Source organism: uncultured Paracoccus sp. (genome assembly GCF_947487305.1).
GTDB lineage: Bacteria > Pseudomonadota > Alphaproteobacteria > Rhodobacterales > Rhodobacteraceae > Paracoccus.
Genome location: NZ_CANKWH010000004.1, coordinates 200,117 through 214,676 on the forward strand (window position 1 = coordinate 200,117; position 14,560 = coordinate 214,676).

Sequence of the window (14,560 nt, forward strand, 5' to 3'; positions counted from 1 at the left end):
CGTGACCCAGACAACCGCCCAGATCGCCCGCGTCATCGCGCAAGAGATTGCTGCCAGCCCGGCGCAGGTCAGCGCGGCGGCGGCGCTCTTGGATGAAGGGGCGACCGTGCCCTTCGTCGCGCGTTATCGCAAGGAGGTGACCGGCGGGCTGGATGACACGCAACTGAGGACGCTGGCCGAGCGGCTGGCCTATCTGCGCGAGCTCGAGGCGCGGCGCGAGGCGATCCTGAAATCGATCCGCGAACAGGGCAAGCTGACCGATGATCTGGCGCGCGCCATCGCCCAGGCCGAGACCAAGGCGGGTCTGGAAGACATCTACCTGCCCTTCAAGCCCAAGCGCCGCACCAAGGCGATGATCGCGCGCGAGAACGGTCTGGAGCCGCTGCTGCGCGCGATCATGGACCAGCGGGCAACGGCACCGGAAACCCATGCCGAAGCCTACCTGACCGAGGCCGTTCTGACGGTAAAGGAGGCGCTGACCGGCGCGCGCGATATCCTGACCGAAGAGCTGTCGGAACGCGCCGACCTGCTGGGCCGGCTGCGTGACTTCATGCGGCGCGAGGCCTTCGTCGTCTCGAAGGTCATCGAGGGCAAGGAGGCCGCGGGGGCCAAGTTCGCCGATTACTTCGACCAGCGCGAGAAATGGGCCGAGATCCCCGCGCACCGGGCGCTGGCCATCCTGCGCGCCGCCAAGGAAGAGATCGTCACCATCGAGGTCGCGCCAGATGCCGAGACCGGTGTGCCGCAGGCCATCGCCATGATCGCGGCCTCGCTTGGCACCGCCGGCGATACGCCCGGCGATCGCTGGCTGCGCGCGGCGGCTGACTGGGCCTGGCGGGTCAAGTTCTCGCTGACGCTTTACATCGACCTTTTGGGCGAATTGCGCCAGCGTGCGCATGAGGCGGCGATCACCGTCTTTTCGCGCAACCTCAAGGACCTGCTGCTGGCGGCACCCGCCGGGGCCAAGGCGACGCTGGGGCTGGACCCGGGCATCCGGACCGGCGTGAAATGTGCGGTGGTGGACAAGACCGGCAAGCTTCTGGAAACCGCGACGATCTATCCCTTCCAGCCGCGCATGGATGTTCGCGGGGCCGAGGCCACGCTGATCCAGCTGATCGCGAAGCATGGTGTCGAACTGGTCGCCATCGGCAACGGCACCGCCAGCCGCGAGACCGAGAAACTGGTCGGCGACACGCTGCGGCTTCTGCCGCAGGGGGTAAAGGTGCCGACGCGGGTGGTCGTGTCCGAGGCCGGGGCCTCTGTCTATTCCGCCTCGGAACTGGCGGCCAGGGAATTCCCGGGTCTCGACGTCTCGCTGCGCGGTGCAGTCTCGATTGCCCGGCGCTTGCAGGACCCCCTGGCGGAACTGGTGAAGATCACCCCGCAATCGATCGGCGTCGGGCAATACCAGCATGATGTGGACCAGCGCAGCCTGTCGCGGGCGCTCGACGCGGTGGTCGAGGATGCGGTGAACGCGGTGGGGGTGGACCTGAACACCGCTTCGGCGCCGCTTCTGGCGCAGGTCGCGGGGCTGGGGCCGTCGCTGGCGGAATCGATCGTGCTTTACCGCGAGGAACATGGCTCGTTCCCCTCGCGCAAGACGCTGCTGAAGGTCTCGGGCCTTGGTCCGAAGGCCTTTGAGCAATGCGCCGGCTTCCTGCGTATCCGCGACGGGGTCGAGCCGCTGGACGCCTCCTCCGTCCATCCCGAGGCCTATGAGGTCGCGCGCCGGATCGTCTCGGCCTGTGGCCGCGACCTGCGCCAGATCGTCGGCACGGCGGGGGCGCTGAACGCGCTCAGGGCCGAGGATTTCGTCACAGGTTCCTTCGGCCTGCCCACCGTGCGCGACATCTTCCGCGAACTGGAAAAGCCGGGACGCGATCCCCGGCCCGAGTTCAAGACGGCGAAGTTCTCGGAAGGCGTCGAGGAGATCAAGGACCTGAAGCCCGGGATGCGGCTGGAAGGCACCGTCACCAATGTCGCGGCCTTCGGCGCCTTCGTCGATATCGGCGTGCATCAGGACGGGCTGGTGCATGTTAGCCAATTGGCCGACCGTTTCGTCAAGGACCCCCATGAGGTGGTCAAGGCGGGCGATGTCGTGCAGGTGCGCGTGACCGAGGTCGATATTGCCCGCAAGCGCATCGGGTTGACCATGCGCAAGGATGGCGGCGCGTCGCAGGAGAAGCCCGCCGACCGGGGGCAGCCATCGCGGCACGCAGGAAAACCCAAGGGTCCGGCACCGAAGGGCGCGAAACCGGATGCCCCCGGCGGGTTGGGCGCGGCGCTGCTTGAGGCGATGAAGAAGCGGTAAGCCTGCATCGCGCATTCTTGTTGCTGACCCGTCGCCGAATGTCGCTGTCGCCATCAGGGCCGCGGATGAAACCTAGGCCTTGCCCGGATAGCCCACGCCCTTCAGCGCCACGGCGATCTCGTCCAGCGTCGCCGGATCGTCGATGGTGGCGGGCAGCTTGAACTCTTCGCCATCGGCGATCTTGGCCATGGTGGCGCGCAGGATCTTGCCCGAGCGGGTCTTGGGCAGGCGGTCGACCACCACGGCGGTCTTGAATGCGGCGACCGGGCCGATCTGTTCGCGGACGCGGGCGACGACCTCCTTGACCACCTGCGCGTCGGGCGTCTCGACGCCTTTCTTGAGGCAGAGGAAGCCAAGCGGCATCTGTCCCTTCAGACTGTCGGCCACGCCGATCACCGCGCATTCGGCGACGGCGGGATGACCGGCCAGAACCTCCTCCATCGCCCCGGTCGAGAGGCGGTGGCCGGCGACGTTGATCACATCATCGGTGCGCGCCATGATGTAGAGATAGCCATCCTCATCGACATAGCCCGCATCGCCGGTTTCGTAATAGCCGGGGAAATGGTCGAGATAGGATTTGCGGAAGCGCCCTTCGGCATTCCACAGCGTCGGCAGGGTGCCGGGCGGCAAGGGCAGCTTCACCGCAATGGCGCCAAGCGTGCTCGCGGGCAGGGGATGGCCGGCCTCGTCGAGGATCTGCACGTCATAGCCAGGCATCGGATGGGTCGGGCTGCCCTTGCGGACCGGCAGAAGCTCGATCCCCAAGGGGTTCGCGGCGATGGCCCAGCCCGTTTCGGTCTGCCACCAGTGATCGATCACCGGCACCTTCAGGTGATCCTCGGCCCATTGGATCGTGTCCGGGTCCGCGCGCTCTCCGGCAAGGAACAGGGCTTGTAGCGAGGAAAGATCGTAATCGTCGATCAGCGCGCCATTAGGATCCTCGCGCTTCACCGCGCGGATGGCAGTGGGGGCGGTGAAGAAGCTTTTGACGCCATGGTCCTGAATCACCCGCCAGAAGGTGCCGGCATCGGGCGTGCCGACGGGCTTGCCCTCGAAGACGATGGTGGTGGCCCCGGCGATCAGCGGGGCATAGCAGATATAGCTGTGGCCGACGACCCAGCCCACATCCGAGGCCGCCCAGAACACGTCGCCCGCATCGATGCCATAGATGTTCTTCATCGACCAGTTCAGCGCCACCAGATGCCCGGCCGTGGCGCGGACCACGCCCTTGGGCTGGCCGGTCGTGCCGCTGGTATAGAGGATATAGGCCGGGTGATTGCCCGCGACCGGCACGCAATCGGCCGGGGTCGCGCCGTCCTGAAAGGCGGTCCAGTCGACATCGCGGCCGGGGGCCAGCATGGCCGCATGTTCGGGGCGCTGGAAGATGACGGTGAAATCGGGCTTGTGGGCGGCCTGCTCGATCGCCTTGTCGATCAGCGGCTTGTACTCGACCACTCGTCCCGGCTCGAGCCCGCAGGACGCGGCCAGAATGGCCTTGGGCTGGGCGTCGTCGATGCGCACGGCCAGCTCATGCGCGGCGAAGCCGCCGAAGACGACCGAATGGATCGCGCCGATGCGCGAACAGGCGAGCATGGCGACCAGCGCCTCGGGGATCATCGGCATGTAGATGATGACCCGGTCGCCCAGACCCACGCCCCGCGCCTTGAGCGCACCGGCCAGCCGCGCGGTCGCGTCCTGCAACTCGGCAAAGCTGACGCTCTGCTGCGTGCCGGTGATCGGGCTGTCATGGATGATCGCCGCCTGATCGCCGCGCCCGGCCTTCACATGGCGGTCAACCGCGTTCCAGCAGGTATTGACCGTCGCATCGGCGAACCATTCCCCTGCCGGTCCCTGGTCGAAATAGGCGCGGGTGGGCGCGCGGTCCCAGTCAATGGCGCGGGCCTGTTCCATCCAGAACGCCTCGGGGTCGGCCTTCCAGCCCTCGTAAACCTCGCGATAGCCCATGCCCGATCCTCCCTGACGCGCCGCTGCTTTGTAGCGCCCGGGTGGGTGGTCGCGCAACAACGCGGCTTACCGACCTTGGTCGCGGCGACAATGAGCCGCGGCGGGCGGATGGACATTTCGGGATGCTTGCGACAGTGTGCCTGTCCGGTTTGACAGCGAAGGGGATGATCATGGCGGAACAGAAGAAGGTGGCGCTGGTCACGGCGGGCGGTTCGGGCATGGGGGCGGCGGCAGCGCGCCGGCTGGCGGCGGACGGGTTTGCCGTCGGCATCCTGTCCTCCTCGGGCAAGGGCGAGGCGCTGGCGGCGGAACTGGGTGGTTTCGGCGTCACCGGCTCGAACCAGTCGAACGACGATCTGGCACGGCTGGTCGATGGCGCGATGGAGCGATGGGGCCGGATTGACGTCTTGGTGAACAGCGCCGGCCACGGGCCGCGCGCGCCGATCCTCGATCTGACCGACGAGGACTGGCATCGCGGAATGGAGGTCTATTTCCTCAATGCCGTGCGCCCTTCGCGGCTGGTCACGCCGCATTTGATCGCGGGCGGCGGCGGCGCGATCATCAACATCTCGACCTTCGCCGCCTTCGAGCCGGACCCGGTCTTCCCGACCTCGGGCGTGTTCCGCGCCGGGCTGGCGGCCTTCTGCAAGCTCTTCTCGGATCGCTATGCCGCCGAGAACGTGCGGATGAACAATGTCCTGCCGGGCTTCATCGACTCGCTGCCCGAGAAAGAGGAATTCCGCGCCCGTATCCCCATGGGCCGCTATGGCCGCGAAGCGGAAATCGCCGCCACCATCGCCTTCCTCGCCTCGGAGGGCGGCGCCTATATCACCGGGCAGAACCTGCGGGTGGATGGCGGGATCACCCGGTCGGTGTAGTTGCCTGCTATTCCCAAGGCGGAAATCGGCCGGGCCGGCAGGCACCAAGGATGATCTGCTCCCAGCTTTTCCCGGCAGCGCGCAGATCGTCGATGCCGGGGCCGTCGGGATTGCCATAGGTGGTGCGGGTGCGGGCCTCGATCCGCGCCCGCATCGCTTCGGGCGTCAGCGCCTTGAACCGCGCCGACAAAGTGAGGCGTTCGGCGTGAAGCAGGCGGGCGATGGCCTCGGGGTCCTTCCCCTCGGTCCGCAGCGCCTCGGCCCGATCAGTCAGCGCCCGGACCTGCGCCTCGTAATCGCGGCGCAGGGCGGGCAGGGCGGTTTCACCCTCAGCTGTAATGCGACACCGGCGTGCCGGCCAAGGCCGACATGTTCAACAGCCCGCGCGGGGTGATCGAGGGGGTGACGATATGGGCGCGGTTGCCCATGCCCATCAGGATCGGCCCTACCTCCAGCCCTCCGGCGCGCTGCTTCAGCACGTTGCGCACGCCCGAGGCGGCATCGCTGCCGGCGAAGATCAGCACATTGGCCGAACCTTCCAGCCGCGAATTGGGGAAGATGCGTTCGCGCAAGCCGGCATCCAGCGCCGAATCCACCTGCATCTCGCCGTCGAACATGAAATCGACCTCGTGACCCTCCAGAAGCGCCATCGCCTCGCGCATCTTCTGCCCGCCCGGGGTGTTCAGGTTGCCGAATTGCGAATGGCTGCACAGCGCGACACGCGGGGTCACGCCAAAGCGGCGGACATGGCGGGCGGCGCCGATGGCGGTTTCCATTACCTCCAAGGGTGAGGGGTCGTGATGCACCTGCGTATCGGCGATGAACAGCGGCCCGTCCTCGAGGATGATCATCGACAGCGCGCCGACCGGGTGCAGCCCGCCACGGGCGAGGATCTGGCTGACATATTGCAGGTGCCAGCTGTATTGCCCGAAGGTGCCGCAGATCAGGCTGTCGGCCTCGCCGCGATGCACCATGGTGGCGGCGATGGCGGTGGTGTTGGTGCGCATGATCGCCCGCGCGATGTCGGGCGAAACCCCGCGCCGCTCCATCAGCTGGTGATAGGTTTCCCAGTAGTCGCGATAGCGCGGATCGTTTTCCGGGTTCACGATCTGGAAATCCTTCTCGGGCCTGATCGGCAGACCGCAGCGCTCGGCCCGCATCTCGATCACCTCGGGACGGCCGATCAGGATCGGCACGTCATTGGTTTCCTCGATCATTGCATTGGCGGCGCGCAGCACCCGTTCGTCCTCGCCCTCGGCAAAGACGATATTGCGCGCGGCCAGTTCCGAGGCCTCGAAGACCGGGCGCATGATCAGTGCCGAACGGAAGACCGAGCCGTCGAGCTTGCGCTTGTAGGCGTCGATATCGGCCAGCGGCCGGGTGGCCACGCCCGTCTCCATCGCGGCGCGGGCCACGGCGGTCGAGACCACGCCGATCAGGCGCGGATCGAAAGGTTTCGGGATCAGGTATTCGGGACCGAAGGTCAGCGTCTCGCCGCGATAGGCGGCGGCAGCCTCGGCGGCCGTGGTGGTGCGGGCCAGCGCGGCGATGCCCTCGACGCAGGCGATCTCCATCTCGTCATTGATGGTGGTCGCGCCCACATCCAGCGCGCCCCGGAAGATGAAGGGGAAGCAGAGGACGTTGTTCACCTGGTTGGGAAAATCGCTGCGCCCGGTGGCGATGATCGCATCCGGGGCGACGGCGCGGGCATCGTCGGGCAGGATCTCGGGCGTCGGGTTCGCCAGGGCGAAGATGATCGGTGCCTTGGTCATGCGGGCGACCATCTCGGGCTTCAGCACGCCCGGACCCGAGAGGCCCAGGAACATGTCGGCCCCGTCGATCACTTCGCCAAGAGTCCTCAGATCGCTGGCCTGCGCAAACTCGGCCTTCTGCGGGTTCATGTCCTCGGCCCGGCCCTCGTAGACCAGCCCGTGGATGTCGCAGAGCCAGACATTCTGGCGCTTCACGCCCAGCTTCAGCAGCATGTTCAGGCAGGCGATGCCCGCCGCGCCGCCGCCGGTGGAGACGATCTTGATATCCTCGAACTTCTTGCCCGCGACCCGCAGCGCATTGGTCGCTGCCGCGCCGACGACGATGGCGGTGCCGTGCTGGTCATCGTGAAAGACCGGGATGTTCATCCGCTCGCGGCACAGCCGCTCGACGATGAAGCATTCGGGCGCCTTGATATCCTCGAGGTTGATGGCGCCGAACGTGGGTTCCAGCGCGCAGACGATCTCGGCCAGCTTTTCCGGGTCGGGTTCGTTCACCTCGATATCGAAGCAGTCGATATTGGCGAATTTCTTGAACAGGACCGCCTTGCCCTCCATCACCGGCTTCGAGGCCAGCGCGCCGATATTGCCAAGCCCCAGAACTGCCGATCCATTGCTGACCACGGCGACCAGGTTGCCCCGCGCGGTATAGCGCGCGGCATTGGCCGGGTCGGCCTTGATCTCCAGACAGGCTTCGGCCACGCCGGGGGAATAGGCGCGGGAAAGGTCGCGGCCATTGGCCAGCGGCTTCGTGGCGCGGACCTCGAGTTTGCCGGGACGCGGGAATTCGTGATAGTCGAGCGCCGATTGGCGGGCATTATCCTGTCTGCGGTCTTCCATCCCCCGTCCCCCCTTACCTGTGACTTGTCGTGCCGGGTCTGTTCGCTGCCGGGCACTTCAATCGAAGATTGACCCATGGTTAGCGCGATTCAAAGCCCGGGAACAAGCGGCCCCGGCTTGCATTGACCTCGCGCCCCGGCGAAACTGTGTTTGCAAAATCAGGAGAGTGCGCATGTCACTTGTCGAAGCGGCGCGCGAGGTGCGCGAACTGGCCTATGCGCCCTATTCCCAGTTCAAGGTCGGCGCGGCGATCCGTGGCGCCTCGGGCACCATCTATCGCGGCTGCAATGTCGAGAACGTCGCCTATCCCGAGGGCACCTGTGCCGAGGCAGGCGCCATTGCCGCCATGGTGGCGGCGGGCGAGACCCGGCTGGCCGAGGTCGCGGTCATCGCCGACAGCCCGTCCCCGGTGCCGCCCTGCGGCGGTTGCCGGCAGAAGCTGGCCGAGTTCGGCGCTAGCGATGTGCCGGTGACGCTGGCCACCACCGATGGCGCGATCCATCAGACGACCATCGGCGAGCTGCTGCCCGGCCGCTTTGACCTCTCGCATATGAGCCGCGCGGAATGAGCGATCCGCGCCCGGTCATTGCCGCGTTGCGTGACGGCAAGGGGCTGGATGCAGCCGGCGCGGCGCTGGTCGCCAACGGGCTGGCCGATGGCTCGGTCAGCGATGCGCAGGCGGCGGCCTTCGCCATGGCGGTGCTGCTGCGCGGGGCAGGTCCGGGTGGCAGGGCGCGGCTGACGCAGGCGATGCGGGATTCGGGGCATGTGATGGCCTGGGACCTGCCCGGTCCGGTGGTCGACAAGCATTCGACCGGCGGCATCGGCGATACGGTCAGCCTGATCCTCGCGCCGGTGCTGGCAGCCTCGGGGGCCTTCGTGCCGATGATCTCGGGCCGGGGGCTCGGTCATACCGGCGGCACGCTGGACAAGCTGGAGGCCATTCCGGGCTATCGCTGCGATGTCTCGGAGGCCGAGTTCCGCCGCGTGGTGGGCGAGGTCGGCTGTGCCATCGTCTCGGCCAGTGGCGAGATGGCCCCGGCGGACCGCCGGCTCTATGCCATCCGCGACGAATCCGGCACGGTGGAGAGCCTCGATCTCATCACCGCCTCGATCCTGTCGAAGAAGCTGGCGGCAGGGCTGCAGGGGCTGGTGATGGACGTGAAGCTGGGCTCGGGCGCCTTCTCGAAGACCGGCGAACAGGCCGAGGCACTGGCCCGCGCGCTGGTCGAAACCGGCGGCGAACTGGGCTGCCCGACCGTGGCGCTGATCACCGACATGGACCAGCCGCTGGCCGATGCTGCCGGCAATGCGCTGGAACTGCGCGCCGCGATCCGGGCGCTGAGGGGCGAGGCCGGGCGGCTGCTAGACCTGTCGCTGGCGCTGTCCGAGGCCTGTCTGAAGATCGTCGGGCTGGACCCGTCACTGGCGCGGCAGGTGCTGGCGAGCGGCGCCGCCGCCGAACGGTTCTCGCGCATGGTCGCGGCGCTTGGTGGGCCTTCGGACCTGCTCGACAATCCCGACAGGCATTTGCCGCCTGCGCCGGTCATCCATCCTGCCCCCGCGCCGCAGGCTGGCGCGGTTGCCGCCATCGAAACCGAGGCCTTGGGCCACGCAGTTGTCGCGCTTGGCGGCGGGCGGGTGCAGGCATCCGACCGGATCGACCCGCGCGTGGGCCTTGCCGAACTGGTCCGGATCGGGCAAGAGGTCGAACCCGGCCAGCCGCTGGCCATGGTCCATGCCGCCGACGAGGCGGCGGCGGATCGTGCCATTGCCGCCGTGCAGGCCGCTTACCATCTTGGCACCGCGCCTGCCCCCCGCCCGCTGATCCTGAAGGAAATCACCCCCGATGACTGACGCCCGTGCCTTCCTGATCGTCATGGACAGTGTTGGGATCGGCGGCGCGCCCGATGCCGACCGCTTCTTCAACGATGGCCGCCCCGACACCGGCGCCAATACGGTCGGCCATATCGCGCAGGCGCAGCCGCTTAACATGCCGCATCTCGACCGTCTGGGTCTGGGCGCGGCCGTCCGCCTTGCCTCGGGCCTCGAGGCACCGGGGCTTGGGGCCGAGCCGCAAGGCCTCTGGGGTGCGGCGACCGAGGTCTCGAACGGCAAGGACACGCCGTCGGGCCATTGGGAGATCGCCGGGGTGCCGGTGCCCTGGGACTGGCATTATTTCCCCGAGACCTTCCCCAGCTTCCCGCCCGAGGTGACGGCGCGGATCTGCGAACTGGCCGGGACCGACGGTATCCTCGGCAATTGCCACGGCTCCGGCACCGCCATCATCGAGGAGATGGGCGAGGAGCATCTGCGGACCGGCTGGCCGATCTGCTATACCTCGGCCGACAGCGTGCTGCAGATCGCCGCGCATGAAGAGGCCTTCGGGCTGGAGCGTCTGCTGGACCTTTGCCGCGACCTCGCGCCGATGCTGCACGAGATGCGCGTGGGCCGGGTCATCGCGCGGCCCTTCCTCGGCACGGCACGGGCGAATTTCAAGCGCACCCCCAACCGCCGCGATTTCGCCATCGCCCCGCCCTCGGACACCATTCTGGACATTGCGACGGCCGAGGGCCGCGTGACCCATGTCATCGGCAAGATCGGCGACATCTTCAGCCATCGCGGCATTACCCATCTGCACAAGGGCAAGTCCGACGCCGATCTGGCCGAGCATCTGATCCGCCTTGGCCGCGAGGCCGAGCCGGGCAGCCTGACCTTTGCCAATTTCGTCGAGTTCGACAGCAATTTCGGCCATCGCCGCGACATTCCCGGCTATGCCGCGCAACTGGAATGGTTCGATGGCGTGGCCGGGCGCTTCCTCGCCACGTTGCGCCCCGGCGATCTGGCCATCTTCACCGCCGACCATGGCAACGACCCGAGTTGGACCGGCACCGACCACACCCGCGAGCGGGTGCCTGTGCTGGGCTGGGGCCGGGGCGCGCAGCCGGTGGGGCAGGTGGCCTACAGCGATATCGGCGCCTCGCTGCTCGAGGTGCTGGAGCTTCCCATAACAACAAGAAAAGGCACAAGCTTCCTATGAAGGACGTGAAAAAGACCGAGCTGCACCTGCACCTGGAAGGCGCCGCGCAGCCGGCATTCATCCGTGGGATCGCCGCGGAAAAGGGCGTGAACCTGACCGGCGTATTCGACGAGCAGGGGCACTATGCCTACAAGGATTTCAACGAGTTCCTCAGCGTCTACGAGGCCGCGACCAGCGTGCTAAAGACGCCGCGCGACTATGCACGGTTGCTGCAATCGGTGCTGGAAGAATGCGCCGAACAGGGCGTCATCTATACCGAGTTGTTCGTCTCGCCGGAGTTCTGCGGCGGTGGCGACCTGACCGCATGGCGGGAATACCTGCACGCGATGAGCGAGACCGCCGAGGCAATGCGCAAACAGGGCATCGACAGCCGCGGCATCGTCACCCTGATCCGCCATTTCGGCGCCGATCGCGGCAAGAAGACCGCGATCTGTGCCGCCGAGACCGCCGGCGGCTGGATCACCGGCTTTGGCATGGGCGGGGCCGAGGCCATGGGGAAGGCCACCGATTTCGCCTGGAGCTATGACGCCGCGCGCGAGGCCGGGCTGGGCCTGACCTGCCATGCCGGTGAATGGGGCGGCCCGGCCAGCATCCGCAACGCGCTGGAGCTGGGCGTGACCCGGATCGGCCATGGAGTGCAGGCCATCGACGACCCGGCACTGATCGAGGAACTGGCCGAGCGTGGCGTGACCCTCGAGGTCTGCCCCGGCTCGAACGTGGCGCTGGGGGTCTACCCGGACTGGCCGTCGCACCCGATCGCCCGTTTGCGTGACAAGGGCGTCAAGGTGACTGTCTCGACCGACGATCCGCCCTTCTTCCACACCACCATGAGCCATGAATATGACCGGCTCGCCGATACCTTCCGCTGGGGCGAGGCCGAGTTCAACCAGATCAACCAATGTGCCGTCGATGCCGCCTTCTGCGACGCGGCCACCAAGGACCGCCTGAGGAGGGAATTCGCATGAGCCAGTCGTCCGGCACCCCGCATCTGACCGTCGTCACCCACCCGCTGATCCAGCACAAGCTGTCGATCATGCGCGACAAGACCACCTCGACCGCCAGCTTCCGCCGGCTTCTGCGCGAGATCAGCCTGCTCTTGGCCTATGAGGTCACGCGCGAGCTGGACCTGACGACCGAGCGGATCGAGACACCGCTTGGCCCGATGGACGCGCCCCGGCTGGAGGGGAAAAAGCTGGCGCTGATCTCGATCCTGCGTGCCGGCAACGGGCTGATGGACGGGATCCTGGAGCTGATCCCGGCGGCACGGGTGGGCTTTATCGGCCTTTATCGCGACCCCGAGACGCTGCAGCCGGTCAAGTATTACTCGAAGGTTCCGGCGCAGCTGGATGCCCGCATGACCATCGCCGTCGATCCAATGCTGGCCACCGGCAACAGCTCGGTCGCGGCGATCCAGATGCTGAAGGACGAGGGGGCAAAGAACATCCGCTTCCTCTGCCTTCTGGCCGCACCGGAAGGCGTGGCGCGGATGCGCGAGGCCCATCCCGACGTGCCGATCTTCACTGCCGCTCTGGACGAGAAGCTGGACGATCATGGCTATATCGTGCCGGGTCTCGGCGATGCCGGCGACCGCATGTTCGGCACGAAATAGGCCCGTCTTAACCCATGGTTAGCCCGCATGGCCTAGAAAGGGGCCATGTGGGTTGATTCGGTGTGGTGGTGATGCGGTTCTGGATTTTGGTGGTGCTGGTCTGGCCGGCGGCGTCTGCGGCGGAAACGCTGGGGCCACTGGAACAGCCGCCCGAGGATTTCACCGGCGCGCAATATATCGACAGCGCGGGCTGCGTCTATCTGCGGCAGGGATCGGTCTGGGCGCCGCGTCTGGACCGCGACGGCACGGTGATCTGTGGCTATCCGCCCTCGCTGCCGGGTTTGGCGGTAGACAATCAGGACGCGCCGGGCGAGGCGGCTCTGCGGCTTTCGATGACGCTCGCGCAGGGGCTTCGGGATGCCGATGTGCTGGCCGATCCGCCCGACCTGTTGAAACGAGACCAGGTTGAGACACCGCGCCCGCAATCCGGCCCGCTGGCCGATCTCGATGGCGCACTGCGAGGTGTTTCGGCGATGCGTGTGGCTGCGGCCGAGCAACCGGCGGGGCGGCAATCGCCGCTTTGCGATCTTCTGGGCTATGCGGCACCCGGCTCGGGTGAGGCAAAGACCGGGCAGGTCATGGGCTTCTGCGGCGGCGGAGCGCCGAGCCTGCAGCCTTGGGTAGCAGCAGATGCGGGGACAACTGAGGTCACGTCGCCGGAACCGGAAGCTGTTGCGGACACACGGACCACGGCTGCGCCCGCGAGGATTGCAGGGGATCAGCCGGGATCGAAGCAGCCTGCGACCGAGACTGAGGCGCAGCCCGGGGGCGGCGCGCGGGCGCCCAAGGACCATGCACCAAAAGCAGGCGTAACCGTGGCGGACGAGGGCGGAGCCGAGCTGATCCCGGCGGGGGCGCGCTATGTGCTGATCGGGCGTTTCCAGGTTCCGGCCGAGGCCGAGGCGGCGATGCTGCGGCTGGTCAGGCTCGGCTACCCGGTGGCGCGAGGGCGCAAGGCCGATGCGGAGGCCGGCGGGCGGCTGGTTCTGGTCGGTCCGTTCCGGGAACGGCAGGCGCTGGTTTCGGCGCTGAACCAGTTACGCCAAGGCGGCTATCCCAAGGCGGTGGTGCGGTAGAGGCGGATCAGCCGGCGCAGATCTGCTGCAGTGCCAGCCATTGCCGGTCGGTCAATAGCGCAGTGGGCGGGGATTGCAGGCGGAATGGATCGGCCTCGATCAGCCCCAGCACCGTTTCCCCGGTTGGGTCCAGCGAACGGGCATAGGGTTCGGCCGGCACGCCCTTTTCGGCCATCGCAGCCAGCAGCACCGCATCTTCGGGCCGGGGCAGAGGTTGGGACAGCCGCGCCTCGCCATAGCCGGTCAGCGCCCCGGCGGGCAGTTTTCCGGAGGTAAGCAACTGGATCGCTGCGCGCGGTCCGGCATGGTTCAGCGCCTCCTGCAGCACCGAACCGGGCGGGCTGGCCAGCGAGGCGGCCAGCAGATGACCGGCAACCGTCTCGGGACTGGAAGTCTCGGCCAGAAGATCGGTGCCGATGAGGTAGAGATCACCCGGCAGCCGCCGTGCCCCCCGCAGATCCGCGGGCAGCACCACGATCCGCGCCCCCGGCTCCAGAAAACGGGCGGCCAGATGTTGCAGCACCCCGTCGCCCGCAACCCGATGGCAGGCTGCCCCGGTCGAGCGGGCGATCTCGGCCTGCACCGCATCGCCGATCTGCGCCGCCTGCGCCGGCGGCGCGATGCGCCCGGCATAGCGCACCAAAGCGCCCGGCAGCCAGAAGACCAGCCCAACCACCATCGCCAGCGCCGCCGCCAGCATCAGCCCGCCGCGCAGCCGGCCCGGATGGGCGCGGCGCGATTCGATGGCGCGATGCACCCGCTCGATCGCGTCGATCATCAGCTCTTCGGTAATCTCCAGCTGCTCGTCGGGCGCATCCGCCGTGGGCGAATAGAGCGCGGGCAACTGTCCGGGATTGAGCCGCGTCACGGCGGGCAGCGACCAATGGGCAAGCGGCCTGTCCGAGCGGGGATCGGTCAGAATCAGCGTCGCATCGCCGACCGAGACGACGACCTCCTGCAGACGCTGATCCGGCCCGGCGCGCCAGGCGCCCGGGGATTCCAGCCGTATGAACTCGGTCAGCGCCGTCATGGATGCCTGCCTGCCTCGGGCGGAATGCGCTCATCCCGCCGC

At 67.6% G+C, this 14,560-nt stretch carries 12 protein-coding genes; 8 read left to right on the top strand and 4 right to left on the bottom strand.

All coding sequences use genetic code 11. The annotated features are described in order from the left end of the window. Position 1: 1 nt before the first annotated feature. Complete coding sequence (locus Q1A36_RS07210; RefSeq protein ID WP_299841470.1) at positions 2–2,311, top strand: Tex family protein; 2,310 nt, start codon at positions 2–4, stop codon at positions 2,309–2,311. 72 nt (positions 2,312–2,383) lie between these two features. Here Q1A36_RS07210 and Q1A36_RS07215 read toward each other — a convergent pair whose 3' ends face one another. Then, positions 2,384–4,276 carry a propionyl-CoA synthetase gene (locus Q1A36_RS07215; protein WP_299841472.1) on the bottom strand — a complete coding sequence of 631 codons (1,893 nt, stop codon included), beginning with the start codon at positions 4,274–4,276 and terminating at the stop codon, positions 2,384–2,386. Between the two features lie 170 nt (positions 4,277–4,446). Between Q1A36_RS07215 and Q1A36_RS07220 the strand changes: the two genes are divergently transcribed. Further along, positions 4,447–5,154: an SDR family oxidoreductase gene (locus Q1A36_RS07220; protein ID WP_299841474.1), complete on the top strand. Its 708-nt coding sequence runs from the start codon at positions 4,447–4,449 to the stop codon at positions 5,152–5,154. Between the two features lie 7 nt (positions 5,155–5,161). Here Q1A36_RS07220 and Q1A36_RS07225 read toward each other — a convergent pair whose 3' ends face one another. Then, on the bottom strand, positions 5,162–5,344 hold the full coding sequence (locus tag Q1A36_RS07225; RefSeq protein WP_299841475.1) for a hypothetical protein: 183 nt from the start codon (positions 5,342–5,344) through the stop codon (positions 5,162–5,164). A gap of 139 nt (positions 5,345–5,483) precedes the next feature. Continuing rightward, positions 5,484–7,763, bottom strand: a complete 2,280-nt coding sequence (locus tag Q1A36_RS07230) for an NADP-dependent malic enzyme (protein WP_299841477.1) — start codon at positions 7,761–7,763, stop codon at positions 5,484–5,486. A 172-nt stretch (positions 7,764–7,935) separates the two neighbouring features. On the opposite strand from Q1A36_RS07230, the gene Q1A36_RS07235 reads away from it, so the two are divergent. The 6 genes from Q1A36_RS07235 (at position 7,936) to Q1A36_RS07260 (ending at position 13,488) form a co-directional block, all read left to right on the top strand. Continuing rightward, entirely contained in the window at positions 7,936–8,331 is a 396-nt protein-coding gene (locus tag Q1A36_RS07235; protein ID WP_299841478.1) for a cytidine deaminase, read from the top strand. Beyond that, the gene (locus Q1A36_RS07240) at positions 8,328–9,620 is read left to right on the top strand and encodes a thymidine phosphorylase (protein WP_299841480.1); all 1,293 of its coding nucleotides are present in this window, start codon (positions 8,328–8,330) and stop codon (positions 9,618–9,620) included. The genes Q1A36_RS07235 and Q1A36_RS07240 overlap by 4 nt, the downstream gene beginning before the upstream one ends. Further along, positions 9,613–10,803 carry a phosphopentomutase gene (locus tag Q1A36_RS07245; protein ID WP_299841481.1) on the top strand — a complete coding sequence of 397 codons (1,191 nt, stop codon included), beginning with the start codon at positions 9,613–9,615 and terminating at the stop codon, positions 10,801–10,803. The genes Q1A36_RS07240 and Q1A36_RS07245 overlap by 8 nt, the downstream gene beginning before the upstream one ends. Beyond that, positions 10,800–11,768, top strand: coding sequence for an adenosine deaminase (locus tag Q1A36_RS07250; RefSeq protein ID WP_299841483.1), 969 nt, complete (start codon positions 10,800–10,802; stop codon positions 11,766–11,768). Before Q1A36_RS07245 ends, Q1A36_RS07250 begins: the two co-directional genes overlap by 4 nt. Next, complete coding sequence (gene upp / locus Q1A36_RS07255; protein WP_299841485.1) at positions 11,765–12,412, top strand: uracil phosphoribosyltransferase; 648 nt, start codon at positions 11,765–11,767, stop codon at positions 12,410–12,412. Before Q1A36_RS07250 ends, upp begins: the two co-directional genes overlap by 4 nt. A gap of 71 nt (positions 12,413–12,483) precedes the next feature. Further along, complete coding sequence (locus tag Q1A36_RS07260; RefSeq protein WP_299841487.1) at positions 12,484–13,488, top strand: SPOR domain-containing protein; 1,005 nt, start codon at positions 12,484–12,486, stop codon at positions 13,486–13,488. A 7-nt stretch (positions 13,489–13,495) separates the two neighbouring features. Here the strand turns inward: Q1A36_RS07260 and Q1A36_RS07265 are convergent, their stop codons facing one another. Then, positions 13,496–14,518 carry a hypothetical protein gene (locus Q1A36_RS07265; protein ID WP_299841489.1) on the bottom strand — a complete coding sequence of 341 codons (1,023 nt, stop codon included), beginning with the start codon at positions 14,516–14,518 and terminating at the stop codon, positions 13,496–13,498. Between the last annotated feature and the right edge of the window lie 42 nt (positions 14,519–14,560).